General features: G+C 39.7%; 18 protein-coding genes. 5 read left to right on the top strand and 13 right to left on the bottom strand.

The features are described 5' to 3' along the window. Positions 1 to 99 precede the first annotated feature (99 nt). Positions 100 to 1,107, top strand: coding sequence for a calcium/sodium antiporter (locus RU93_RS00625; RefSeq protein ID WP_071873678.1), 1,008 nt, complete (start codon positions 100 to 102; stop codon positions 1,105 to 1,107). Positions 1,108 to 1,226: 119 nt separating this feature from the next. On the opposite strand, the gene RU93_RS00620 is transcribed toward RU93_RS00625, so the two are convergent. Then, entirely contained in the window at positions 1,227 to 2,210 is a 984-nt protein-coding gene (locus RU93_RS00620; RefSeq protein WP_071873677.1) for a choloylglycine hydrolase family protein, read from the bottom strand. Positions 2,211 to 2,533: 323 nt separating this feature from the next. On the opposite strand from RU93_RS00620, the gene RU93_RS00615 reads away from it, so the two are divergent. Beyond that, positions 2,534 to 3,268: a helix-turn-helix domain-containing protein gene (locus RU93_RS00615; protein WP_071873676.1), complete on the top strand. Its 735-nt coding sequence runs from the start codon at positions 2,534 to 2,536 to the stop codon at positions 3,266 to 3,268. 30 nt (positions 3,269 to 3,298) lie between these two features. On the opposite strand, the gene RU93_RS00610 is transcribed toward RU93_RS00615, so the two are convergent. The 3 genes from RU93_RS00610 to RU93_RS00600 form a co-directional block, all read right to left on the bottom strand. Continuing rightward, complete coding sequence (locus tag RU93_RS00610) at positions 3,299 to 3,898, bottom strand: pentapeptide repeat-containing protein (protein WP_071873675.1); 600 nt, start codon at positions 3,896 to 3,898, stop codon at positions 3,299 to 3,301. Positions 3,899 to 4,111: 213 nt separating this feature from the next. Beyond that, entirely contained in the window at positions 4,112 to 5,692 is a 1,581-nt protein-coding gene (locus RU93_RS00605; protein ID WP_071873674.1) for a peptide chain release factor 3, read from the bottom strand. Positions 5,693 to 5,848: 156 nt separating this feature from the next. Continuing rightward, positions 5,849 to 7,225 carry a hemolysin family protein gene (locus RU93_RS00600; RefSeq protein ID WP_071873673.1) on the bottom strand — a complete coding sequence of 459 codons (1,377 nt, stop codon included), beginning with the start codon at positions 7,223 to 7,225 and terminating at the stop codon, positions 5,849 to 5,851. A gap of 190 nt (positions 7,226 to 7,415) precedes the next feature. Between RU93_RS00600 and RU93_RS00595 the strand changes: the two genes are divergently transcribed. Further along, on the top strand, positions 7,416 to 7,847 hold the full coding sequence (locus RU93_RS00595) for a GNAT family N-acetyltransferase (RefSeq protein WP_071873672.1): 432 nt from the start codon (positions 7,416 to 7,418) through the stop codon (positions 7,845 to 7,847). 45 nt (positions 7,848 to 7,892) lie between these two features. Here RU93_RS00595 and ntdP read toward each other — a convergent pair whose 3' ends face one another. The 3 genes from ntdP to recX form a co-directional block, all read right to left on the bottom strand. After that, positions 7,893 to 8,426: a nucleoside tri-diphosphate phosphatase gene (ntdP, locus tag RU93_RS00590; protein ID WP_071873671.1), complete on the bottom strand. Its 534-nt coding sequence runs from the start codon at positions 8,424 to 8,426 to the stop codon at positions 7,893 to 7,895. Positions 8,427 to 8,516: 90 nt separating this feature from the next. Then, positions 8,517 to 9,677 carry an A/G-specific adenine glycosylase gene (gene mutY, locus RU93_RS00585; protein WP_071873670.1) on the bottom strand — a complete coding sequence of 387 codons (1,161 nt, stop codon included), beginning with the start codon at positions 9,675 to 9,677 and terminating at the stop codon, positions 8,517 to 8,519. Further along, positions 9,667 to 10,461 (bottom strand): recombination regulator RecX, encoded by a 795-nt coding sequence (gene recX, locus RU93_RS00580; protein WP_071873669.1) that lies wholly within the window; start codon positions 10,459 to 10,461, stop codon positions 9,667 to 9,669. Before recX ends, mutY begins: the two co-directional genes overlap by 11 nt. A gap of 106 nt (positions 10,462 to 10,567) precedes the next feature. Here recX and rlmD point away from each other — a divergent pair, with 106 nt between their 5' ends. Next, positions 10,568 to 11,947, top strand: a complete 1,380-nt coding sequence (rlmD, locus tag RU93_RS00575) for a 23S rRNA (uracil(1939)-C(5))-methyltransferase RlmD (RefSeq protein ID WP_071873668.1) — start codon at positions 10,568 to 10,570, stop codon at positions 11,945 to 11,947. 282 nt (positions 11,948 to 12,229) lie between these two features. On the opposite strand, the gene RU93_RS12015 is transcribed toward rlmD, so the two are convergent. Next, on the bottom strand, positions 12,230 to 12,406 hold the full coding sequence (locus RU93_RS12015; protein WP_169818070.1) for a hypothetical protein: 177 nt from the start codon (positions 12,404 to 12,406) through the stop codon (positions 12,230 to 12,232). A gap of 279 nt (positions 12,407 to 12,685) precedes the next feature. Between RU93_RS12015 and RU93_RS00570 the strand changes: the two genes are divergently transcribed. Continuing rightward, the gene (locus RU93_RS00570) at positions 12,686 to 14,026 is read left to right on the top strand and encodes a DUF1576 domain-containing protein (protein WP_071873667.1); all 1,341 of its coding nucleotides are present in this window, start codon (positions 12,686 to 12,688) and stop codon (positions 14,024 to 14,026) included. Positions 14,027 to 14,341: 315 nt separating this feature from the next. On the opposite strand, the gene RU93_RS00565 is transcribed toward RU93_RS00570, so the two are convergent. The 5 genes from RU93_RS00565 to RU93_RS00545 all read right to left on the bottom strand — a co-directional run bounded on the left by RU93_RS00565 (position 14,342) and on the right by RU93_RS00545 (position 23,524). Further along, positions 14,342 to 18,667 carry a PolC-type DNA polymerase III gene (locus RU93_RS00565; protein WP_071873666.1) on the bottom strand — a complete coding sequence of 1,442 codons (4,326 nt, stop codon included), beginning with the start codon at positions 18,665 to 18,667 and terminating at the stop codon, positions 14,342 to 14,344. 97 nt (positions 18,668 to 18,764) lie between these two features. After that, positions 18,765 to 20,333, bottom strand: coding sequence for a His/Gly/Thr/Pro-type tRNA ligase C-terminal domain-containing protein (locus tag RU93_RS00560; RefSeq protein WP_071873665.1), 1,569 nt, complete (start codon positions 20,331 to 20,333; stop codon positions 18,765 to 18,767). Positions 20,334 to 20,364: 31 nt separating this feature from the next. Then, on the bottom strand, positions 20,365 to 21,630 hold the full coding sequence (gene rseP / locus RU93_RS00555) for an RIP metalloprotease RseP (protein ID WP_071873664.1): 1,266 nt from the start codon (positions 21,628 to 21,630) through the stop codon (positions 20,365 to 20,367). 289 nt (positions 21,631 to 21,919) lie between these two features. Beyond that, positions 21,920 to 22,726, bottom strand: coding sequence for a phosphatidate cytidylyltransferase (locus RU93_RS00550; protein ID WP_071873663.1), 807 nt, complete (start codon positions 22,724 to 22,726; stop codon positions 21,920 to 21,922). Then, positions 22,727 to 23,524, bottom strand: a complete 798-nt coding sequence (locus tag RU93_RS00545) for an undecaprenyl pyrophosphate synthase (RefSeq protein WP_071873662.1) — start codon at positions 23,522 to 23,524, stop codon at positions 22,727 to 22,729. Positions 23,525 to 23,591 lie beyond the last annotated feature (67 nt).

The raw sequence follows: 23,591 nt of genomic DNA, 5'->3' as shown, positions 1-23,591 counted from the left end.
TATTTTTTGCGACGAAACACTTATCTAATCTAAAATCACGACTTTTCAAGAATGTTTCCTGTATAATTAGATTGAAAATAAAAAATAAGGAGGTTATTTATGGAAGCTTTTATTTCAAATCAACATTCAGTTGTTTTATTTCTCTTGTTTATCATTTTCCTAGTGATTTTATCAAAGTCAACCGATATCCTCATTGACCGTGCCGTTGATATTTCTCACGAATTCGGCATCTCACAAATCATTATCGGTGCGACCATCGTTTCAATTGGAACGTCTCTTCCAGAATTATCGACCTCTATTGTCGCTATTCTTAAAGGAACTTCTGATTTTGCTCTTGGAAATGCGTTGGGATCTGTGATTACCAATACAGCTCTCGTATTAGGGGTAGGCGCATTAGCTGGTTCAATCCCCGTCCCAAGTTCGATTGCTAGCCGCTTATTTTTCTTAATCGCGTCCTTATTCATTTTAATATTCGCCAGTATTGAGACCTTTAATCTCCAGTTCTTGAGTTCATACGGGCAACTCCAACCAATGATTGGAATTTTCTTTCTTGTGACCGTTCCATTTTTTCTATTATCTTCTTTTATTCAAAAAGGCAAGCGGACCAAATCGAAAGCTCCACAGGAAAAACAGCCAATAAATAAAAAAGTTCTAATGATCCAAATCACCGTTATTTTGCTTAGTGCGATTGCTGTTGCACTAAGCGCTACATCTTTGGTCACGACCGTTTCGGAAATGGCCTTTCGTTTGGGAATTTCTGAAGCTATTATCGCAGGAACCATTGTCGCACTCGGCACAAGTTTACCAGAATTATCAACCACGTTTACTGCTGCCAGAAAAGGACACGGTAGTTTGGCGATGGGCAATGTCCTAGGAGCAAATGTCCTGAATATCCTATTAGTATTAGGTGTGTCCATTGCGATGAGCCCAAATGGAATTTCGGTCCCTCCAATTTTTTACCAAATCCATTTTCCAGTCGCGCTAGCGCTAATTGGTTTACTTACCTACTTTATTTTTAATACCAAAAAACATGAAATTAGTAAAAATGAAGGAAAAGTACTGATCAGTATTTATTTACTATACATGGGGATCAGTTTCATTCTTTAATAATGCTATATTTTGATACAAAAAACGACGCTAAGAAATGCCATTTGCGTTGAAAAAAACAACAAACAATTAAGCTGAGCACTTATTGTTTGTTGTTTTTCATTTTTGTAGCGTCATTTTTAATTTAAATTTGTCAGTTGAATCCCTTTTGGAAGGTGATAGATCGTTGGCTCTTGGCTACTTAATGCGTCTTCTGTGAGTGCAATCGTGACGATTCGGTTTGAATCGTGGTTGTTTAAATAATAAATTTTCTCCGTCGTATTCAAGATGGCACGATATTGCGTATAATCATCGGCCCCATCGTCTTTGATATTGACACCTTTTGGAATCGTCACATTTCCTAAGATGTGCATGATATTCATCACACCTTCATCTGTGGTGCTTGCTTGACGCGTATATTGTAATAAATAAGCAGCTCTCACAAAACGCTCTGGACTCGTATAGCCTCCTGGTAACCCAAATGTTCCAGATCCTTGTCCAAAAGGCGACGCTGCATATTCTCCCACAGTTTTTTGTTTAAAGTTATGTGGTTGTAAACCAATATAATTGTTGAGATTTTTAATGTGCCACTCAAGTTCTGGGCTATTAGCCATCACATGAATGGGGTTTTCTTTAATTTTTAGTGCTTGTCCATCTGGTTCGATAACAATCGTGTTCCCACTTTCGTCTGTCAAAATATAATGAAGTGGCAGGATAATTCCTAGTAAGTCATTCTCTTTTGAGACAATCGCTACTTCGGAGAGACGTTCTTTTAATTCTTCCAAACTTGAAATTTCACCTAAAATCCAAGAGATAATCTCATGTGGTGCTAAATTGATTTTACCTTCAACTGGCTTAGATTCATATTTCGCTTCATTTGGAAAGTATAACTCCGCAATCGCTAAGCCTTTTTCGTTCACTCCATCTGCAAATAAGAAATTCTCCATCTTGCGACCTGTTCCGACATAGCCGTACTTCGTCGCAATTTCCCCACCTAATTCAAGTTGCCAGTGATAACCACGCGGAATAATAATTGGTTGTCCATGTAATTCAAAACCAAAATCCATTGTTCGCGCTAAAAAATTAATCCCATTTTCTGTTTGATACCGAATGCTTGTACACATTTTATCAACCCCTTATTGGTTTGTTAGTGACACGATTGTTGATTTTCATTGTTTCTTCATACTAGTTAAATCATAACAAAATCAATTAAGGAATGCGCTTGTAAATTACCTTCAAACCAGATGGCCAGCAAGGAATCAAGCGTTTTTTCATCATTTTCGTTCAATTCAAAAATCATTCGTTCACCTCTTACATTCAATGTATTTACCTAGAAATGTTGATTTGTCGCTATGATACAAATTGTAGCATGCAAATTCTAGCCATTCCAGTAATCGCTTCTTTCTTTTTTGCTTCTTTTTAAGCATAATGAAATGGAGGTGAGAAAATGACTATTGGAAAACGAATCAAAGAAGAACGATTAGCTAAGAAATGGACTCAAGAGCAGTTAGCCGTCAAACTTAACGTCTCTCGTTCGACGGTTTCTAGTTGGGAAGTTGAACGAAATTATCCGGACTTAGAAACGATTATTGCGATTAGCGACTTATTTGGCCAATCACTCGATCAACTATTAAGGGAGGATCCTGAAATGATTACGAAAAAAGATCGAAAAGTTAAAAACGAAAAAGTTTATTTTAGATTATTAGGACTTATTGGAATCTGTTTCCTCATTTTTATTGGAAACTACGTTATCAAAATCACAGAAAACAGCCACTATCAGGCAAATCTGAAAGACGCCGGTTGGACAAAAATACAAGATGCTTATATTTTGGAAGAGGACGATCACTATTACTGGGCAACACTCCCACCTGTAGGGTCCTTTCAACCAAATGATTCCATCGCACTTTTGGCCGCAACCAACCCGGAAGATTATTCAGAATGCACGTTACAGTTAGAATTTGATCAATCGCTCGGTCTATCCTTTACAACAACAGACGAAATGGATCTCCCGCATTCTTTTTTTGTGACGATCGATGAAAAAGGACAGCTAACAGGTGACTATTCGATATGGTCAAGTGAAGAACTTACGCTCATCAATGATTATCTAACTGACAATCAACACGCGGTCCAAGAATTAATCGACGATATTTTTACAAAAAAACAACAAATACAAGCATCATAAAAAAACGTGACTTACACAAGTCACGTTTTTTTAATCATCGCTAATCTGGACGCCTAAGAATTGAATAAAAACACTTGCTTGTAACGGACTAATGATCGCACCTTTTAATTGTTCGATGGAAACGCGCAAAGAATCAAAATAACTTTTCGAAAAATCGACATCTTTTAATCGCGTATCTAAAAAATCAGCGTCATTCATGTCACAACGAACAAACTTCAACCCTTTTTTTATTTTGACGCTTTGAAAAGACGATTCGATTAAATTCGTATCGGTAAAGGTACACGTTTCAATCGTCGAATCATTGATATTTACATAATTTGCTTTAGAATCAATTACTTTCGTGTTTTTCCAATGATTATGATAAAAATTTGTCCCTGTCAACTGGCAAGTATGAAAGGTGCATCGATAAAACACACTATGATCAAAGGTCGCATTTGCGAAATGAATATTCACAAAATGGCAATCCAACCACTCACTATCTTCAAAGACTTGTTGTTGAAATTCACATCGTTCAAAGGTCACATCTGAAAATCGCAAAGAATCTCCATCTTCGCCAGCCATTAAGTGGCAATTCTTATAGTAGCCACCCGTTTCGACCTCATCCATTGTTAATGTCTTGTGTTCAATCATCCTGACTTTCTTCCCTTTCATCAACGTATTTTGTGTGGGGTAATGCATGATTTGAGAAGATAATTTCTAGCAAAGAACACCCTCAAAAAGAGCTTTCCTCTATCCTTTATTCAAAAACCCTTCCTAAGAATGACGATTCTCAGGAAGGGTTTAGCAAGGAATCACGATTAACCAGTTTGTTTAAGACTCGTTCAATCGTTTCCTTCAATTTTCTTACATCAAACTCTTCAATTCAACTTCTGGATATTTATCCGCAAACCAACGCATCGCAAATTGATTTTCGAATAAGAATAGTGGTTGGTCGAAGCGATCGCGTGCTAAGATGTTTCGACTTGAGCTCATTTTTTCGTCCAAATCTTTTGGATCAATCCAGCGAGCAATCTTGCTGCCCATCGGTGTCATGACGACTTCTGAATTGTATTCATTTAACATCCGGTGTTGGAATACTTCAAATTGTAATTGTCCAACAGCACCCAGGATATATTCTTCCGTTAAGTAGGTTTTATATAACTGAATAGCCCCTTCTTGCACGAGTTGATAAATCCCTTTGTGGAAAGATTTTTGCTTCATGACATTTTTCGCCGAAACTTTCATAAACAATTCTGGCGTAAATGACGGTAAATCTTCAAAAGAAACATTTAATTTTCCTTCAAAAATAGTATCGCCAATTTGATAATTACCGGTATCGTAAACTCCAATAATATCACCCGCGACAGCTTCTTGGATATTTTCACGGGCATCGGCCATAAATTGCGTGACGTTACTTAATTTCATTTTTTTCTTCGTACGCTCTAATGTGACGTCCATTCCGCGTTCAAATGTCCCAGAACAAACGCGGACAAACGCAATACGATCACGATGGGCCGGATTCATATTGGCTTGAATTTTAAAGACAAAGCCAGAAAAATTCTCTTCGTAAGGACTTAACGTTTCACCATTTTCCAACTCATGAGCGTAAGGCGCATGGGCAAATTGTAAAAAGGTTTCTAAAAAGGTTTGAACGCCAAAGTTCGTCAAGGCTGACCCAAAAAAGACGGGTGTTTGTTCGCCACGATCGACTTTTGCCGGATCAAATTCATCGCCAGCTTCCGTCAAGAGTTCGACTTCATCTAACACTTGGCGATAAATACTATTTTTCGTTAAGGGATGATCACTTGGGATTTCACCGTTTTCATCTAACGGTAAATACGCTTCGCCACCATAATTTTCAGGACGATAAAATTCAATGCGCTTATTGTAAATATCATATAAGCCTTCCAGTCCTTTACCCATTCCAAGCGGCCAGTTCATTGGATAAGATTCAATATCTAAGAGCTCTTCTAACTCTTCTAATAGTTCAAGCGGATCGCGGCCATCACGATCGAGTTTGTTAATAAACGTAAAAATCGGAATGCCACGACGTTTGACAACTTGGAATAATTTCTTTGTTTGAGCCTCAATCCCTTTGGCACTATCAATCACCATGACGGCACTATCGACGGCCATTAACGTACGATACGTATCTTCCGAGAAATCCTCATGTCCCGGAGTATCCAAAATGTTGACCCGTTTTCCCTCGTAATCAAATTGCATCACCGAACTAGTAACAGAAATTCCACGTTGTTTTTCAATTTCCATCCAGTCAGAAGTCGCAAAGTTCCCTGTTTTTTTCCCTTTAACCGTTCCTGCTTGGCGAATGGCGCCACCAAAGTATAATAATTTTTCAGTAATTGTTGTTTTTCCCGCATCCGGGTGAGAAATAATCGCAAATGTTCGGCGACTATCAACCTGTTGTTTTAAATTTGGGTTTTTCATATAGTATTAATAATCCTTTCTATCCTTCACAAGCGTTCATTCTTGAACGCTTCCTTCGTTACACATTTCAACTCAATTAGTTTACCATGAATTTAACTTCTGAAAAAGAGCACGTCTTAAAAAAAAAGCTTATGAAGGGCTTCATAAGCTTTTGGTTTATCTTCTAGGCTCATCGTCATCAAAATCTTTTCGGAAGAATCGTCTTTCTTCTTCCGGCTCTACTTCAGTGTTTTCTGGATTTCGAACCTCCACGTGAATTCTTAGGACACGTGAACCTTCCACTTCTTCGGTCGTTAAAATAAAATTATCGACTTCAAAAGGAATCTTTTTGTTCTCATCAGGAATGACGCCGAGTGCCGTAATTAAATAACCAGCCATGGTATCAACATCTGACATATGTAAATTCGCATTAAAGACAGTATTGAATTCATCAATCAACATTCTACCTTGAATAATGTATTCATTCTCGTTAATGACTTCATACAAGGTTTCCACTTCATCCGATTCATCGTCGATTTCACCGACAATTTCTTCTAACAAATCTTCTAACGTAACGAGACCGACGACACCGCCGTATTCGTCTAGTAAAACAGCCATTTGATTTTGTGTTTTCTTTAATTCGTAAAGCAAATCGTCAATAAAGACGGTTTCTGGGACAAATAAAGGCTCTTGCATCAAAGGTAATAATTGCAAATTATCAAAGCCCACTTCATAAGCGGCTTTTAGTAACGTTTTTGTATGTAAAATACCAATAATTTTATCTTTATCCTCGTTATATACCGGAATTCGTGAATAACTTTCGGATAGAATACGTTGTAAGTTCTCTTTGACATCACTGTGGATATCAATCATAAAGGCATCCGTTCTTGGGACCATCACTTCCCGTGCGACTTTCGTGTCTAAAGAGAAAATTCCTTGTAACATCTCGAGTTCGTCTTCTTCGAACACGCCTTCGTTGGCTAACATGTAGCGCATTTCATCGCGGGTCATTTTAGAATCTTCATCATCGAAGGTCATTGGGGTAATTCTAGACAACAAATTCGTCGAAGCAGACAATAACCAGACGAAAGGTTTCGTAATCACTTCAAGCACACGAATCACACCAGAAGTAAACATCGCCACTTCTTCCGATTTATTCATGGCAATTCGTTTTGGATAAAGCTCACCAAAAACAATTGACACATACGTTAAGATAGCTAAGACGATAAACGTCGCCATACTTCTTGCAGCGGTACTTGTTCCAATATAAGGTGCCAAGCGTGCCGCTAAGCTATCCGCTAAAGATGCTCCGGATAGGATGTTCACTAACGTAATTCCAACTTGAATAGTTGATAAGAAATTAGTTGGGTTCTCTAAGATTTTTAAGATTTTTTTGGCTTTTTTGTCACCATCTTCTGCCTTTTGTTCGATTCGATTTTTGTTAATCGAAACAACCGCAATTTCTGATGCAGCTAAAAAGGCGTTGACGAGTGTTAAAACCACTAGTAATAAAATTTGCGCGAGTAGCGACTGACTATCGGGGTCAGGATTCATAGTTTGTTTCTCTCCTTGTTCTTCTCATATTAATAAAAAAGTGTGGAAATATCCACGAGAGAATCGTATCATAAAGCGCGTTTCTTTGCAATCAAAAAACGTGAACGTCTACTATAATAAAAGGATAACGACATTCATTTATTTACGCTCAATAATTTAACAGGTATAATTGAGGGTAGAGGTGAAATAAATGGAAATTAAGATGACAACCGATTTGACCAACCAAGTGTATCTTGACGCACTCAGCATTCGCTATACGGTCTTTGTTGATGAGCAACAGGTCCCAAAAGCGTTAGAAGTTGATGAAGATGAGGCTGCAGCGATTCACTTTGTTCTTTATGAAGAGGATCAACCCTTGGCTACTTTGCGATTATTACCGCTCAGTCATTCTCAAGTCAAGCTTCAGCGGATGGCCGTTCAACAAGATGCGCGTCAAAAGAGTTTAGGGAAACAGTTGATATTATTTGCAGAAAATTATGCTAACGAACAAGGGTATCAGACGATTACTTTAGGTGCCCAACAAACGGCGATTCCTTTCTACGAGAAAATCGGCTATCAACCACAAGGCGAGCCGTTTATGGATGCTGGTATTCCCCACATCACGATGCACAAAACGATTTAACGCAGAAAATCAAAAAGACTGGACGATTTGGTCCAGTCTTTTTTCCTATTTTTGTGACAATTGCTTGTAGCGCTCGTACCATATATCGATGTATCCTTGGGAAAATGGGCCTTTTCCATTATTGATCCAATCGACTAAAATTTTGACATTTTCTTTTAAGATATAATCAATGTCATCGGGATAACCCATGATTTTGCTATGCAATTCATACTCATCCACATCTAACAAACGCTTCTCTCCATCAGGGAAAACCTTAATATCCAAATCGTAGTCAATGTACTTTAGTGCTTCTTCATCCAGTAAATAGGGTGAACCGAGATTACAATAATAAGAAACGCCTTTTTCTCGAATCATTGCGATGACATTAAACCAATATTTTTTGTGGAAATACACAATCGCGGGTTCACGTGTAACCCAGCGTCTGCCATCTGACTCCGTTACTAATGTATGATCATTAACGCCAATCATCGAATATTCACTGGTTTTTAAGACCATGGTATCACGCCACGTGCGATGCAATTTGCCATCATGTTTGTAGCTTTGAATGCTGACAAACTCTCCTTCTTTTGGAACGCGCATAGCAACCCTTCCCTCAGCGAACAAACGCAATTGTTTGGGTGTTAATCACACCGACCTCGTAAACATTATAGCAATAAAAAACGCTCTTGCCTAGAAATCTTTCGGAACTTTATCATTTTCAGACCATTGTTGGACTAATTTTTGTTGAATCTTAGGAAAGACAAGGCTCGAAAAGGCCTCTTTTGCTAACCAACGACTGTTTTCAACTTGTAATGGTCGTTGTGTTCTGCCATAAAAAAGTAAAAGATGCCAACGTAAATGACTAAAGACATGTTTGACTTCCCCTAAATGACGTTTTTGCCAAGTCACGGGATACGTGTCAAAAATAGCTAACATCGGATCTTCGGCCACTAAATCCAACGTGCCTTGAATGGTTTCTTTAGCATACTGCGTTTTATAGGCGAGATACGTTTCCTTGGAGACTTCTTCTAACGGGAAATGCCACATTTTTGCGAGCAAGCCTTTTTCCGGTCGTTGCATCAATAGAAATTCTTTTTGGTCATTTTCGATAACAGCCGCGACGTAATAAACATCTTTCGGCGGTTCTTTTTTTGTTTTAACCGGATAGGCGAGCTGCGTGCCTGTTTGATAGGCCTGACAAAAGTCTTTTAAAGGACAGTTTAAACAATCTGGACTCGTTGGCGTACAAATGCTCGAGCCTAAATCCATAAAGGCTTGATTCATATCCCCCGGCGCTTCTTCCGAGATCACCTCACGAAAGGCTTGTTCAAAAATAGTACGACTACTTGGTTTGGCGATATCAGCATCAATTCCAAAAAGCCGGCTTCCCACACGCATTAAATTGCCATCAATTGCCGGTTCAGGTAGTTGAAAAGCAATACTACCAATCGCTGCGGCTGTGTATGGACCAATGCCTTTTAACGTACGGATGGCTTCCATCGTTTCGGGAAACTGCCCGTCGTAATCATTCATTACTTGTTGTGCGGCAACTTTCAAATTTCGCGCGCGTGAATAATACCCTAGTCCTTCCCAGACTTTTAAAAGACTTTGTTCGTCCGCTTCCGCCAACGCCTCAATCGTGGGATATTGCTCAATAAAGCGGTAATAATACCCGATCACTGTATCAACGCGTGTTTGTTGGAGCATAATTTCTGAAATCCAAATGTAATAAGGATTATTCGTCCCACGCCATGGTAGTGTTCGCTTATGTTGGTAGTACCAGTTCAAAAACGTTTCTTTAAATGCCATAATTTCTAACGTTTCCCACTGTTTTAAGTATTCATTCTTCATCCGTAACTTCCTCATCAATAAACTGTTGGATTTGATCCATCGCAAATCCTTTTTGATATAACTGATTTTTTATTTTTTGAACACGTGGTCGATAGGCTAATCGTTGATGGCGACGTAATGCTTTGTGACCTTCTTTGACCAGATTATCCCACTCAGATTCTTCGTCTTTTTCTTGGGGGAGTTCACCCAAAACAAATTGAATCACTTCAGCACCGAAACCTTTTTGCATCAACGTCGAGCGAACTTTATTGAGGTTCTCACGATGACTTCGGCTATGGTTTTTGTTCCAGATTTTCTCAGCAGCTTTTAGCGCGACGTCATTTTGCGTCTCTTCTGAATACAAGTCTAATGCTTGTAAAATAAAGTCTTCAGGGATCCCCTTTTGCTTTAGCTGTTGGGATAAATGAAAGGGTCCCTTATCACTCATCCGAATTTGCGTGCGAACATAGCTTTGAGCAAAGACCAAATCATCGATCAAACGGAGTTCTTTTAGACGCTCAATCACGCGCTGTGCATCTTGCGCCGAAATTTCTTTCTTCTTTAAATATTGCAACATTTCAAGTTCGCTGCGCAACTGATAACTGACATAGTTATAGGCCATTTGTAACCCCATATCAAATCCCGCACTGCTTTTTAATTCCTCAAAAAGTTCTGGTGTAATTTCGGTTCCTTTTAATAAACGGTAGCGAACAAGTAAATCTTCTGAGACCTTCACTTTTTCACCCGTTTCAAACGTTACCGTATAAAAATTATTTTTTCCGACTTTAATTTGTTTAATAATCATCTTATTCACTCCTTAAATAGCCATCTTCTAGTCTAACATACTTTTACAAAAGTACTTAAAACTATGCTAAAATAAAGAAAAAAAGAAAACAGATTGAGGCAAAAAAATGAACAACCCCGTACAACTAAAAATCGATCAAACATTACAAATTAAAATTAAACGCTTAGGTATTAACGGTGAAGGCATTGGGTATCACAAACGACTCATTATCTTTGTCCCACGTGTCTTACCTGGTGAAGAAGTACAAGTGCGTGTCACCAAGGCTTCTCCACGGTATGCCGAAGCTGAACTCATCAAAATCATCAAACAAAGTCCCGATCGCATCACGCCACCGTGCGAGGTTTACGACCGTTGTGGTGGTTGCCAGCTTCAACATTTAGCCTATCCGAAACAACTTGATTTCAAAAAAGATTTATTGAAACAAGCACTAGAGAAATTTAAACCCTTGGATTATAAAAATTACGCCTTAAAAGAAACGATTGGCATGGAAGATCCTTGGCATTACCGGAACAAAGCACAGTTCCAGTTTCAATTTAATCCAACAAGCCAAAAAACTGAAGCTGGGCTTTACGAAATGAATTCTCATCGCCTCGTAGCGATTGATAACTGTCTGGTGCAAGAAGAAATCACACAAAGCGTCATGAATGCGGTGGTCGAACTGGTTAACGCTTATGAGATCCCCATTTATAATGAACAGCAAAATAGTGGGATTTTACGAACAGTGATGGTGCGCGTCGGAATTGAAACAAAACAAGTGCAAGTCGTTTTTATTACTTCAACGCCAAAATTCCCACGAAAAAATGCGATTATTCGTGAACTCAATGAGCGTTTCCCACAAGTTGTTTCAATTATGCAAAACGTCCAAAACAAAAAAACGTCTCTTGTGATGGGCGATGAGACGATTCATCTTTGGGGTAAAACAGCCATTGAGGAAACTATGAATGACTTAACCTTTGAATTATCCGCACGAGCGTTCTTCCAACTGAATCCAAAACAAACAAAAGTCTTATATGACGAAGCACGCAAAGCGCTGGATTTAAGTCAGAATGAAACCGTTGTGGATGCTTATTGTGGTGTGGGAACCATTGGACTGAGTCTTGCACATCTTGCAAAAGAAGTTCGTGGTATGGATATTATCCCGCAAGCCATTGATGATGCACGAGCGAACGCCTTGCGTAAAGGATTTACCAATACCCATTATGAAGTTGGAACGGCCGAGGAATTACTACCGACTTGGTTAAATCAAGGCTTTAAACCCGATGCGATTGTCGTCGATCCGCCAAGAACGGGCTTAGGCGAGCCTTTGTTAAAGGCACTCACTCAGTTCCCAGCCAAAAAACTAGTTTATGTTTCTTGTAACGTTTCGACTTTAGCCCGTGATTTGCAAGTCTTAGCCAAAACGTATCAGATCGATTACTTACAGTCGGTAGATATGTTCCCACAAACGGCTCGCTGTGAAGTCGTTGTGAAATTAACGAAAAAATAATTCAATTAGCCGAGCCCCCAAATGATCGAAATCATTTGGGGGCTCTTTAACAGTATCGGGCACGTTATGCGACTGCATGGAATGAAAAACGAATGCCATTTAAAAAACATTTCGGATGATAGACAATGATTCATGGCTTCTCGTGAAAAAAGTCTGATTCTCCCCAAATACCATAGAAGCGCGAGTAAGATAAAAAATCAATCTTACTCGCGCTTGTATCATGTTTGTGATGGTGCTCAAAAATAAGGCTTAAAGTAAGAAGAGACAGCTACTTTTAATCATTTATGGAACATAATCGAGTGCATCCATTAATTGTTCATGCGTAAAACCATACATATACGCATCATTATAATCATTTGCTTGATAAATAACTGCAGCGTCATAAACATTCACGACATCACCAGCTTCATCATAGACGCCATTGGCTTGCTGTTTTTCGTTCTTCTCTTTTTCAAACATAACCACCAACTCCATTTCTTGTCTATTTGCTACTTTCATTATACCAGAAAAACGCGTGCATTTGAAAGCGTTTCACTTGCCGACCTCTCGCATTATCCTTATCAGCGATTTTTTTTGAAAAAATGAACATAAATATTGTGACCAGTCCTATGTCCATGTATAATTTAAATGAATGGCATGATATTGATGGTCGGACTCGTGATGTTTTGCCTGTTTGCCACAGAAGTAGTCCGTTACATTTTTTTATTTGTGTTATCACTTTAAGATTGGGGGTCACTTATGCAACAACAAGAAAAGCATACTATTAGTAGCGAAAGAGAGCTCTCGGAGCATTCTAAATATGGTTTATTAATCGGATTTGCCTTATTTATGGGTGGTATCGGCTTTTTATTTAACACTCCGCAAGAAATATGGGAAGGAAATGTAACCATCTTAACCTCCCCGGCAAACTTACTAACCGATTATATGGCTCTGACAAGTGTCGGTGCGACGTTAGTGAACGTATCGCTAATGACACTGCAGTCACTTTGGATTGTCCGAATGGCGGATGCTAAAATCAATGGTCCGGTCATCGCCGGTATTTTAACGATTGCAGGCTTTGCTTTTTTCGGTAAGAACTTATTTAATTCCATTCCTATTAGCATTGGCGCTTTTGCATATGCAAAAGTCACACACGCTCCGATTCACAAGTCTTTACTAGCCGCACTTTTTGGAACAGCCTTAGCCCCTTTAGTGAGCGAGTTATCTTTTAACTTAGGCATCGCTCAACCATACGGCATCCTACTAGGGATCGCTGCCGGCTTTATCTCTGGCTTTTCAATTCCTCCTTTAGCCAATCACTTCGTCACCTTCACAAGAGGATTCAGCCTCTATAATGTCGGTTTCACATGCGGTATCATCGGGACTGTCTTTATTTCCTTAATCCGTAACTTTGGGTACGGTATCGAAAACGTCAATATTCTGGCTAGTGGTTATAACCGACCATTTATCATCATCTTGAGTATATTATTTAGTGTGATGCTATTACTTGGACTCTGGTTAAACCGTTGGACATTCCATGGTTTGAATCGCATTTTACGTCATTCAGGTCAATTGTCAACCGATTATTTAGAACTTGGTGGCTTAGGGGCAACCTTGATTAATATGGGTTTCCTCGGTTTTATGGCACTCGGATATATTCTTTTGATGGGTGGCGAAATCAACGGTCCTGTCCTTGGGGGCATTTTTACGGTTATCGGTTTTGGCGCATTTGGTAAAAATATCAAAAACGTTCTGCCGATTTTAATTGGTGTCACGCTGATGGGCCGAATCAATTATCACGATAGTCAGTCAACGTTAGTCTTAATTTCAGCGTTATTTGGTACGACCTTAGCACCACTGGCGGGTCGTTACGGAACGGCTGCGGGTATCTTAGCTGGTGCGATGCACTTAACGCTCGTGATGAATATCGGTTATTTACACGGAGGCGTCAATCTTTATAATAATGGGTTTTCTGGAGGTCTTGTCGCGGCCATTTTAGTGCCAATTCTAGAAGCCCTTCATCTGCACCGGACAAATCAGCGTGCGTTACGTGGCGCTGTCAACCCAGCAGATGAGGTTGAAGTCGATTCAGGAAAATAGCTGAATCAATTAGCTACCTCTAAAGAAGGAGACGTTATGAGAGCAAGCGTAGTGATTCTTGATAAGAGTCGAAAGTATCTGATTTTAATTAAACGAGTCAAAGAAAATAGACAGCCGGAAAATGACCATTTTTCCCGAATTTGATTTCGATTTAGTCAATCAAGTGATTAACCCAATCGCGACACGAAAGCTTTTATGATGATCATTCACGTTGTTCGTCAACGATTGAAGCAACCAAAAAAGCCGCCAGAAGATGCGTTCTTCTGACGGCTTTTTAGTGTACCTGATACTTTGGTTGTCTAGGCGACGGTGCGTTTAAAACATGTCAAACAATGACAGCTGATTTTCATCAGGCAGGTCTTTTAAGACGCCGTTTTCGGTCATGTAATCGATCAGTGTTTTCGAAACTTTTCCGCGATTGGCTAAATCTTCTTTTGATAAAAACGGTCCGTCTTTGCGGGCTTTAACGATTTGGTGCGCCACATTGGCCCCAAGACTCGGAACAGCACGAAAAGGCGCAATCAATTTGTTGCCTTCAATAATAAAGTTTTCGGCATCTGATTTGTACAAATCGATCATGCCAAATTCATAGCCACGCTCCAACATTTCATTCGCTAATTCAAGCACCGTTAATAAGTTTTTCTCTTTCGTAGAGGCATCCATTCCTTTTTGATTAATCTCATTGATGGCCTCTTTCACGGCATCTTTACCTTTTGACATCGCGACTAAATCAAAATCAGAAGCACGCACTGAAAAGTAAGCACAGTAATATAAAATTGGGAAATAGACTTTGAAATAAGCCACTCGTAACGCCATGAGGACATACGCTGCCGCATGGGCTTTCGGGAACATGTATTTGATTTTCAAACAAGAATCGATGTACCATTCCGGCACATTGTGTTTGCGCATTTCCGCTTGCCACTCTTCCGGTATCCCTTTTCCTTTACGAACACCTTCCATAATATTAAAGGCAATCCCATCGTCCAGACCGGCATGCATTAAGTAAACCATAATATCATCCCGACAACCAATCACATTGGCTAAATCGGCTGTTCCGTTACGAATCAATTCTTCCGCATTTCCAAGCCACACATCCGTTCCATGTGACAGACCCGAAATTTGTAACAATTCCGCAAACGTTGACGGATGGGTTTGATCAAGCATCCCACGAACGAAACGTGTCCCAAACTCGGGAATTCCAAGCGTACCGGTTTTGGAGAAGATCTGTTCAGGCGTCACTCCTAAAACGTCCGTCCCTTCAAAAATACGCATCACTTCAGGATCATCGGTCGGAATCGTAATGGGATCAATTCCGGATAAGTCTTGTAACATGCGGATGACGGTCGGGTCATCATGTCCTAAAATATCAAGTTTTAAAATATTATCATGAATCGAATGGAAATCAAAATGGGTCGTCTTCCATTCTGACTGTAGGTCATCCGCTGGGTATTGGATTGGCGTAAAGTCATAGACATCCATATAGTCCGGAATAACGATAATTCCACCTGGATGCTGTCCAGTCGTTCGCCGTACGCCTGTCGAACCTTTGGCGAGTCGATCGATCTCAGCCGAACGTAGATGTAAATTATTATCACGCTCGTACCCTTTCACATAGCCATAAGCCGTCTTATCAGCGACCGTACCAATGGTTCCAGCCCGAAACACATAGTCTTCTCCAAACAGTTCCTTCGTGTAGTTATGCGCTTGAGGTTGATACTCACCCGAGAAGTTTAAATCGATATCGGGTACTTTATCCCCATGGAACCCTAAAAAGGTTTCAAACGGAATATCATGACCGTCTTTCGTTAGGCGTGTGCCACACTCCGGACACGCTTTTTCGGGCATATCAAAACCAGAACCATACGAGCCATCTTCATAAAACTCGGAATACTGGCATTTTGGACAATGGTAATGCGGCGCTAGTGGATTCACCTCCGTAATTCCCGTCATCGTTGCCACGAAACTGGAACCAACCGAACCCCGCGAACCTACCAAATATCCATCCGCATTGCTTTTATGGACGAGTTTTTGCGAGATTAAATAAATCACCGAGAATCCATTACCGATAATCGAATTCAATTCTTTTTCCAAACGTTTTTCAACGATATCTGGCAACGGATCGCCGTAAAGTTCTTTCGCTCGGTTATAACTTAAATCCGTAATCTCTTGTTCAGAACCAGGAATTTTTGGCGTATATAAGTCATCTTTCACTGGAACAACGTTGTCACAGCGATCCGCAATTAAATTGGGATTGGTCACGACAATTTCTTCTGCTAAGTCGCTTCCTAAAAATTGAAAGGCTGTTAACATTTCATCAGTCGTTCGAAAATGGACTTTTGGTAAGGAATGACGATTTAACGCATTGGCATGCCCCATCGAATTGACGAGTATTTTACGATAAATCGCATCTTCTTCATTTAAGTAATGCACATTTCCAGTCGCAACTACGGGTTTATCTAGCTCTTTTCCAATGCGGACAAGATTTGCGATAATCTCTTCCAAATCTTTTTCACTATCGACCAATTCTTGTTCAATTAGTGGCGCATAGACTTCTTTAGGCATGACTTCGATATAGTCATAGAAATAGGCTTTTTCTTTGGCTGCTTCATACCCTTTTTGCATCATCGCAACGAAGACTTCGCCTTTATCACACGCTGTTCCAATTAAAAGACCTTCTCTAAGTTTCGTCAATTCCGTCCGAGGGATACGCGGCACTTTTCCGTGAAAATACGTAATATTGGATAATGAGATCAGTTTGAATAAGTTTTTAAGCCCCGTTTGTGTTTGAGCTAAAATCGTCGCATGAAACGGTCGCGCTGCTTTGATTGATTCTGCACTCCCAACATGACGATTCAAATCCTCGTGTAAATACATTTGATGCGACTCCATCGCTTCTTTGACAAAAATCCAGGCTAAATGCCCGGTCGCTTCCGCATCATAAATCGCACGGTGATGTTGGGTTAACCCGACACCAAAACGTTTGGTTAAGACACCGAGTCCAAAACGTTTAAAATCAGGATATAAAAAACGTGCCAATTCTAACGTATCAATGACTGGATTCTCCGCTTCTGGTAATCCGTGACGCTTATAGGCCATATTTAAAAAGGCCATATCAAAAGAGGCATTATGCGCCACTAAAATACAATCTTTTGAGAACTCACGAAAAGCGCGCAAGACTTCTGCTTCACTTTTTGATCCTCGAACCATTTCGTCGGTAATCCCCGTTAGTTCAATCGTTGTTTTCGATAACGCATGTCCTGGATCCAGAAACTCTTCAAAGGTTTGTTCCACATTTCCTTTATTCATTTTGACAGCGGCTAGTTCAATGATTTTGTTGTAAACGGCGGATAATCCCGTCGTCTCCACGTCAAAAACGACATAATTGGCATCGGTCAACGTGACTGGTTGAGGATTGTAAGCAACCTCTACCCCATCATCGACAATATTCGCTTCCACGCCATAGAGAATTTTGACGCCAGCTTTTTTACCTGCTTGATGGGCGTCCGGGAATGCCTGTGCTCCTCCATGATCGGTAATCGCAATCGCTTTATGCCCCCATTTACCCGCTTGTGCCACCAAATCACCAATATGATTCGTCGCATCCATTGTACTCATATTCGAGTGCAAATGCAGCTCGACTCTTTTTTGACCTTCTGGCGCATAATCTTTACGACTTTCATGTGTAACTTCCATTAAATCTTGGGCGTTCATAACCAAATCACGCATAAACGTGTCTTCTTGAACACTGCCTCGAACTTTTAGCCAAGAACCTTTCTTAATCGCTTCAAAGACTTGTTCATCCTTTTCACCATTCGAAAATTTCTTCACGATAAAGGAGGACGTATAGTCGGTCATCTTAATAATTAAGATTTTACGTTTCGAACGTAACTCACGGACCTCTACGTCAAAGATATACCCTTGAATCGTGACCCGTCGTTCTTCTTCTAAAATATTGGCCATTGGCATCACCAATTCATCGGCCGGAATAGTGCGTCCTAACATAATCGGGCCACTTAATGCAGGTGTTTCTTTTTTCCGTTTTTCATTCGACGCAATGGCTTGTGCGGCTTGTTCCATGTATTGTGCTTCTTGTTGTTGTTGACGCTCCGCTAATTCTTTTAAATCGACCTCAACTTGGGCTTCATTGACTTGCGGCACAATACGAAACTTTTGAAAGCCGAAATGTTGGTAGTTTTCTTCAATTGATGGCAAGTATTGCTGTTGTAAAATACTACTAACCGCTTCATTTGTCACCGATAACAAAACTTTTTTATTGTTTAACACAGGTAACTGCGTTTTTAATACTTGTTGAACGAGTGGCGTATCACAGGATTCATTGGCTAATGCGAATAACCAATATTCTTGTAATAACGCTTCTGACCATCCATCTTCTCGCGTTTGAATTTTCATCGAGACTTCCGCGATTTCCTTAAACGCCATCATCAAATGTTGCTGAAAGGTTTGATATAAGGCGGCTGGTAAAATTCGATCAAATTCTAAGGTAAAGTCCCATTTTTTTGATTTTTTATGGACCAACACTTGAACAATTTCGCCAGTCTGAATCAACGGATGATTCTTAACATCCTCAGTGACGTTCATTTGATCTAGCAAGATTTTAAACTTCTCTTTATTTTTCGACAAGATGTTTTCACCCTTTTCTTTTCGCTTAAAACAGTATACAATCTTTTGCATGAAAAAGTCTAGGAAGCCTTATTAAGAGGTTTCCCAGACTGCTCCTTTATTCCGCTGAATAAAATAAAATATTTAAGGTATCGACCAATTCTTCTTTCCGAACTTCGATTACCGCTTCTGTCGCTCGGATTTTGACTTCGAGAATCCCTTCAACGGCTTTCTTTCCAATCGTAATTTCAATCGGACAACCAATAAAGGCTGCTTCATTTTGTTTTTCTTCTAAAGGTAAGTTTCGATCATCGATTAAAATTTGAAACTCCTCTGCCATCATCGCATTGACGGCTTCCACCAACTCCTGTTGATAAGAATCTGTTAAATCTGTTGGAATCAGGTGCAAGTCAAATGGTGCGACCTCTTCTGGCCAAATAATCCCTGATTCTGTGCGATGTTGCTGCGCAATCATCAAAAATAAGCGGCTTAAATCGAGTTGATAGTGCCCAATATGAAAAGGAATCGTCGCTTTTTCCTCTTCCGGAAGAGTTTGATTCTTTTTATACAATTGACCGATTTTTACCCCTTTTTTGAAAGTCAGAACTCCTTGACCATCTGGTGAGGGATCCCCTTCTTTAACAAAACAAAAGTCAGCAAATGCAACATTGGGAAAATCTCTTAGCGGATTGATATTCTCGTAGTATTCTTGTTCAGAATGTGGCGCAATCATTTTCGTATTCGTCAAAAATTCGACTTCTAAATCACCTAAATACGTCACTTCTTGCGGCAAATTCCAAACATCGAGCATTTCACGCGCTTGTCCAAAGTATTTTTCAATTTCTTTTGGTTTCACTTGAACAACCTTTTGTTTAAAGAAATTGGTTACTTTTGCCAAATTCAACTGATCTTCTTGCCGTAAAAATAAGACAATCGGTTGCTTTCCTGCGCGTAAAAAATAAGATTTGAGCCATTGTCCCTGTGCTTCTTCTATATTTTCAGCGAACGTTTTTTTGACTAATGGTAAATAGGAAGCATGCGATTTTTTACCTGAGCATAAACGAGTTGCCACTTCTATCTTTGCACGATAGTCACTTTCAGAAGAAGCACAATATTGTTCATCCCCCTCAAGACTATCGGCGATGATTTCTTTTGTATCTTGTTGATTCGTTTCTTTATTTAGCGCAATCACACTTTGAAATTGGAGATCACAACGCGCTAAAATCCGTCCAAATAATTGTTCGTAGCGATGATAATTTTCGCTTAAACTCACGCTCGTTTCGTGAAATGAGAATGCGTCTAAGTAGGTTGACTCAAAATTCGTCAAAAAATGCCCCGCCTTTTTTTGATTGGCAATCAGAGCGGTCTGAATCTGATACAGTTGCATGGATGTATTATTTTGTAAATTTTCAGGTTCCTTCAATAAAAGAGTACTTAAATATTCCTCCGCATGAAGCGAAGATTGAACCGGTAACTGAAATTCAACGGCGGATAGTTTTTCCAATTCTTCGGTGACGATGTTCTTAATATTTTCAATGACGCGCATCGCTAATGGTAAAAACACATATTGGTTATCTTGAAAAGAACCGAGAAAACCAGATTTGACTAGAAATCGCTGACTTGCCTCAGTAATTTCCTCCCCTAACATCCGTTGTAAATCAGGTATTAACAGATTTGACTGTTTCATTTTTTTCTCCTTTACCAACTACCCTCTACTTTTAAAAGAAAAAGCGTTGGATATCATTCCAAGTAACAAACACCATCAATAACATTAAAAATCCAAAACCAATGATGGAAATTAACCCTTCTTTTTCTTGACTTAACGGTTTCCCCCGAACACCTTCAATCAAGTTTAACAATAATTTACCACCGTCGAGCCCTGGGATTGGAATTAAATTAAAGATCCCTAAGTTCATTGAAATCATCGCCATCAATGAAATTACTGTCATCACACCACGGCTCGCCGCTTGAGAAGATAACTCATAAATCGCGACTGGACCTCCAAGTTGATTCACGTCAAAATTAAAAATAATATTCCGTAAAGCGACTAGGATTTGAGTGAAGCTCGAAATACTTTGATTAAATGCCCCTACTACTTTATCGACAAAACCTGTTTTCATCGGCGCTTCGATACCAACTTGTCCGTAGGTCTGACCGTCTTCTTCAATGATAATAGGCTGAACTTGAAATTCTTTTGATTGCCCTTCTCGCTCAACAACCATCTTTAGTTCTTCTGTCGCATGACTTTGAATATAGGCGCGCACGTCAGTCCACGTTGCGACTGATTCTTCGTTAATCGATACAATCTTATCGCCGCCTTGCATGCCTGCCACAGCAGCCGGTGCATCTGGCACAACGCCACTAATCACAGTGGAATTCATATCCACGACACCACCTTGGGCAAACACAATCACTAAAAATAAGACAAAAGCTAAGATGAAATTGTTCATTGGACCCGCAAAATTGGTTAACGCCCGCTGCCATAATTTCGCTGACTGGAATTGCACATTTCTTGGCGCAATTCGAATTTCCGTGCCGTCTTCTTCAATGATAAAGGCCTTAGGATCGACGGAATACGTGATTGTTTCACTTTCATCCCCATTAATAAAGCCAGTAATCGTTAAATTATCGACTAAATCATGTCTTGCCACTTCCATTGGTATGGCATTCGCTAGTTGTACTTTTTTACTTGTATTAATTTTTGTCACGACGCCATTTTCATCTAGCAACAATGAGATCGGTGTCCCTGGTTTCATTTCCTCTTCTTCTTCATAACCAGCCATTCGAACATAGCCACCAATTGGTAACGCGCGAATCGTGTAGGCTGTCCCATCTTTGCCTTGATGACTAAAGATTTTTGGCCCCATTCCAATCGCAAACTCGCGGACTAAAATCCCAGCTCTTTTTGCAAAATAAAAATGTCCTAACTCATGGATAACTACGACCACAGAGAAGACAATGATGAACGTTAAAATCGTCTTCATTTATTTTCCTCGCTTTCTATTCCATTCTTATTATCTGTCTCAAAAAATATAGAAGTATCCTTATTATTTTATCACATCTGACTAATTACACAATTGTTCTAGCGCATTGTAACGAGAACGTAACGTTTAGGGCCAAAAAAATAAATATAATTTGTTATTTTTACTATTTGACATCCTTCAGTATACCGTTCATGATTGCAAATACCTCAAAAACGTCTCTTCGTTGCACCAAAAAAAAGAACCCTAAACGCATAACGTCTCTGATTCTCTTTATTTTGAATATGAATGATTAAAAAATACCAAAAAGATGCATCATTGGAAAAACAAATAACATGCTGTCAAAGCGATCTAAAATACCGCCATGTCCTGGTAAGATAATGCCGGAATCTTTCACGCCGTAATGACGTTTAAAGGCTGACTCGACTAAATCGCCGAATTGACCAATAATCGAAAAAATCACGGTCATTAAAATTAACGTCAGTGAAGGATAACCAAAATACGTGATGGCAGGAAAGGCAATTAAGTAGATAATCGCAATGACTACTGCACTTAAGATTCCTCCTAAGGCACCTTCAACGGTTTTATTCGGGGAAATTTCTGGCCATAATTTTCGTTTGCCGTATTCTCGTCCGACCATGTAAGCGCCAATATCTGTTGCCCAAACAATCAGAAGACCAAAGAACAATACAACCAGGCTTTCCGCACGGGCACTCGCAAAGCTGCCAAATCCCATCCCGACGTATAAACTTGTAATGACAGGAAACGCCGCTTCGTCAATCGTATACATATTCTTCGATAATACCGAAATTCCTAAGAGGATTAATACGACAAAATAATACAAAGCAAATTTATCGGTTTTCTCTGGTAAAAAAGTAAACCAAGGATCTCTTGGGAGCGCCAAAATTATCGCGCCAATGATTGCCAGCACCCCTTCAAAGCTAATGACTGTCAATCCTTTCATCCGGAAAAGTTCGTAGACCCCTACCCCAGCTAACGCTGCCGAAAGTAATCCTACTGAAATACCAAAGAAATCAAAGTAGATAATCGGGATAAAAAAAGCTAAAGCAACTACGGCTGTTATCACACGTTGTCTCATTTATTTGCCTCCTTTTTGTTTGATGCCGCCAAAGCGACGATCACGATTTTGAAAACTGGCAATGGCTGATTCGAGCGCTTGTTCATCGAAATCTGGCCACAATGCCTTCGTAAACACTAATTCACTATAAGCAATTTGCCATAGTAAAAAGTTACTGATACGTTCTTCACCACTCGTGCGAATCATTAATGAAGGATCGCGTAATTCTTCGGATAGAAAACCGGTCATTAAATGTTTTTCAAACATTTTCTCATCCAGTGATTCAATGGGAAGATTCTTTTCAGCTAGTTCTTCATACAAGGATTTCATCGCCGTCACCATCTCGGCACGGCTCCCATAATTAAGGGCAAAGTTCAAAATCAATCCCGTATTTTCTTTTGTCTCTTCCATCGCACGGCGTACCGCTTCTTGCGTATGCTCCGGCAAAAACTCTTGATAGCCCATCACATTGACTTGAACATTTTCTTTTTTCAACTCTGGAACAAACGTATCGAAAAAATCAACCGGTAGTTGCATTAAAAAATCGACTTCTTCGGTTGGTCGTTTCCAATTTTCAGTTGAAAACGCATATAACGTCAAAACTTTGACCCCGATTTTTGAGGCATGCATCGTTATTTTCTTAACGACCTCCATCCCTTCTTTGTGTCCTGCAACGCGAGGTAAGCGTCTATTTTGCGCCCAGCGTCCATTGCCATCCATAATGATTGCGATGTGTTTGGGAATGGGTAATTCGGTCGAGAATGTATACTCATTTTCTTCCGGAACATATTTCTTTTTCTGCGGTAAAAAACGCAACATACTACGCCCTCCTTTTTATTATTTCAGAAAGTCATCTAGGTTATTATAGCAATAATTCACTTCATTG

The sequence above is a fragment of the Enterococcus aquimarinus genome (assembly GCF_001885765.1).
In the GTDB taxonomy this organism is placed as follows: Bacteria; Bacillota; Bacilli; order Lactobacillales; family Enterococcaceae; genus Enterococcus_I; species Enterococcus_I aquimarinus.
This window is presented reverse-complemented; position numbering and strand designations above follow the sequence as displayed.

Coding starts and splice junctions, on each gene's coding strand:
- RU93_RS00625 (WP_071873678.1), top strand. CDS start 100: ATGGAAGCTTTTATTTCAAATCAACATTCAGTTGTTTTATTTCTCTTG.
- RU93_RS00620 (WP_071873677.1), bottom strand. CDS start 2,210: ATGTGTACAAGCATTCGGTATCAAACAGAAAATGGGATTAATTTTTTA.
- RU93_RS00615 (WP_071873676.1), top strand. CDS start 2,534: ATGACTATTGGAAAACGAATCAAAGAAGAACGATTAGCTAAGAAATGG.
- RU93_RS00610 (WP_071873675.1), bottom strand. CDS start 3,898: ATGATTGAACACAAGACATTAACAATGGATGAGGTCGAAACGGGTGGC.
- RU93_RS00605 (WP_071873674.1), bottom strand. CDS start 5,692: ATGAAAAACCCAAATTTAAAACAACAGGTTGATAGTCGCCGAACATTT.
- RU93_RS00600 (WP_071873673.1), bottom strand. CDS start 7,225: ATGAATCCTGACCCCGATAGTCAGTCGCTACTCGCGCAAATTTTATTA.
- RU93_RS00595 (WP_071873672.1), top strand. CDS start 7,416: ATGGAAATTAAGATGACAACCGATTTGACCAACCAAGTGTATCTTGAC.
- ntdP (WP_071873671.1), bottom strand. CDS start 8,426: ATGCGCGTTCCAAAAGAAGGAGAGTTTGTCAGCATTCAAAGCTACAAA.
- mutY (WP_071873670.1), bottom strand. CDS start 9,677: ATGAAGAATGAATACTTAAAACAGTGGGAAACGTTAGAAATTATGGCA.
- recX (WP_071873669.1), bottom strand. CDS start 10,461: ATGATTATTAAACAAATTAAAGTCGGAAAAAATAATTTTTATACGGTA.
- rlmD (WP_071873668.1), top strand. CDS start 10,568: ATGAACAACCCCGTACAACTAAAAATCGATCAAACATTACAAATTAAA.
- RU93_RS12015 (WP_169818070.1), bottom strand. CDS start 12,406: ATGTTTGAAAAAGAGAAGAACGAAAAACAGCAAGCCAATGGCGTCTAT.
- RU93_RS00570 (WP_071873667.1), top strand. CDS start 12,686: ATGCAACAACAAGAAAAGCATACTATTAGTAGCGAAAGAGAGCTCTCG.
- RU93_RS00560 (WP_071873665.1), bottom strand. CDS start 20,333: ATGAAACAGTCAAATCTGTTAATACCTGATTTACAACGGATGTTAGGG.
- rseP (WP_071873664.1), bottom strand. CDS start 21,630: ATGAAGACGATTTTAACGTTCATCATTGTCTTCTCTGTGGTCGTAGTT.
- RU93_RS00550 (WP_071873663.1), bottom strand. CDS start 22,726: ATGAGACAACGTGTGATAACAGCCGTAGTTGCTTTAGCTTTTTTTATC.
- RU93_RS00545 (WP_071873662.1), bottom strand. CDS start 23,524: ATGTTGCGTTTTTTACCGCAGAAAAAGAAATATGTTCCGGAAGAAAAT.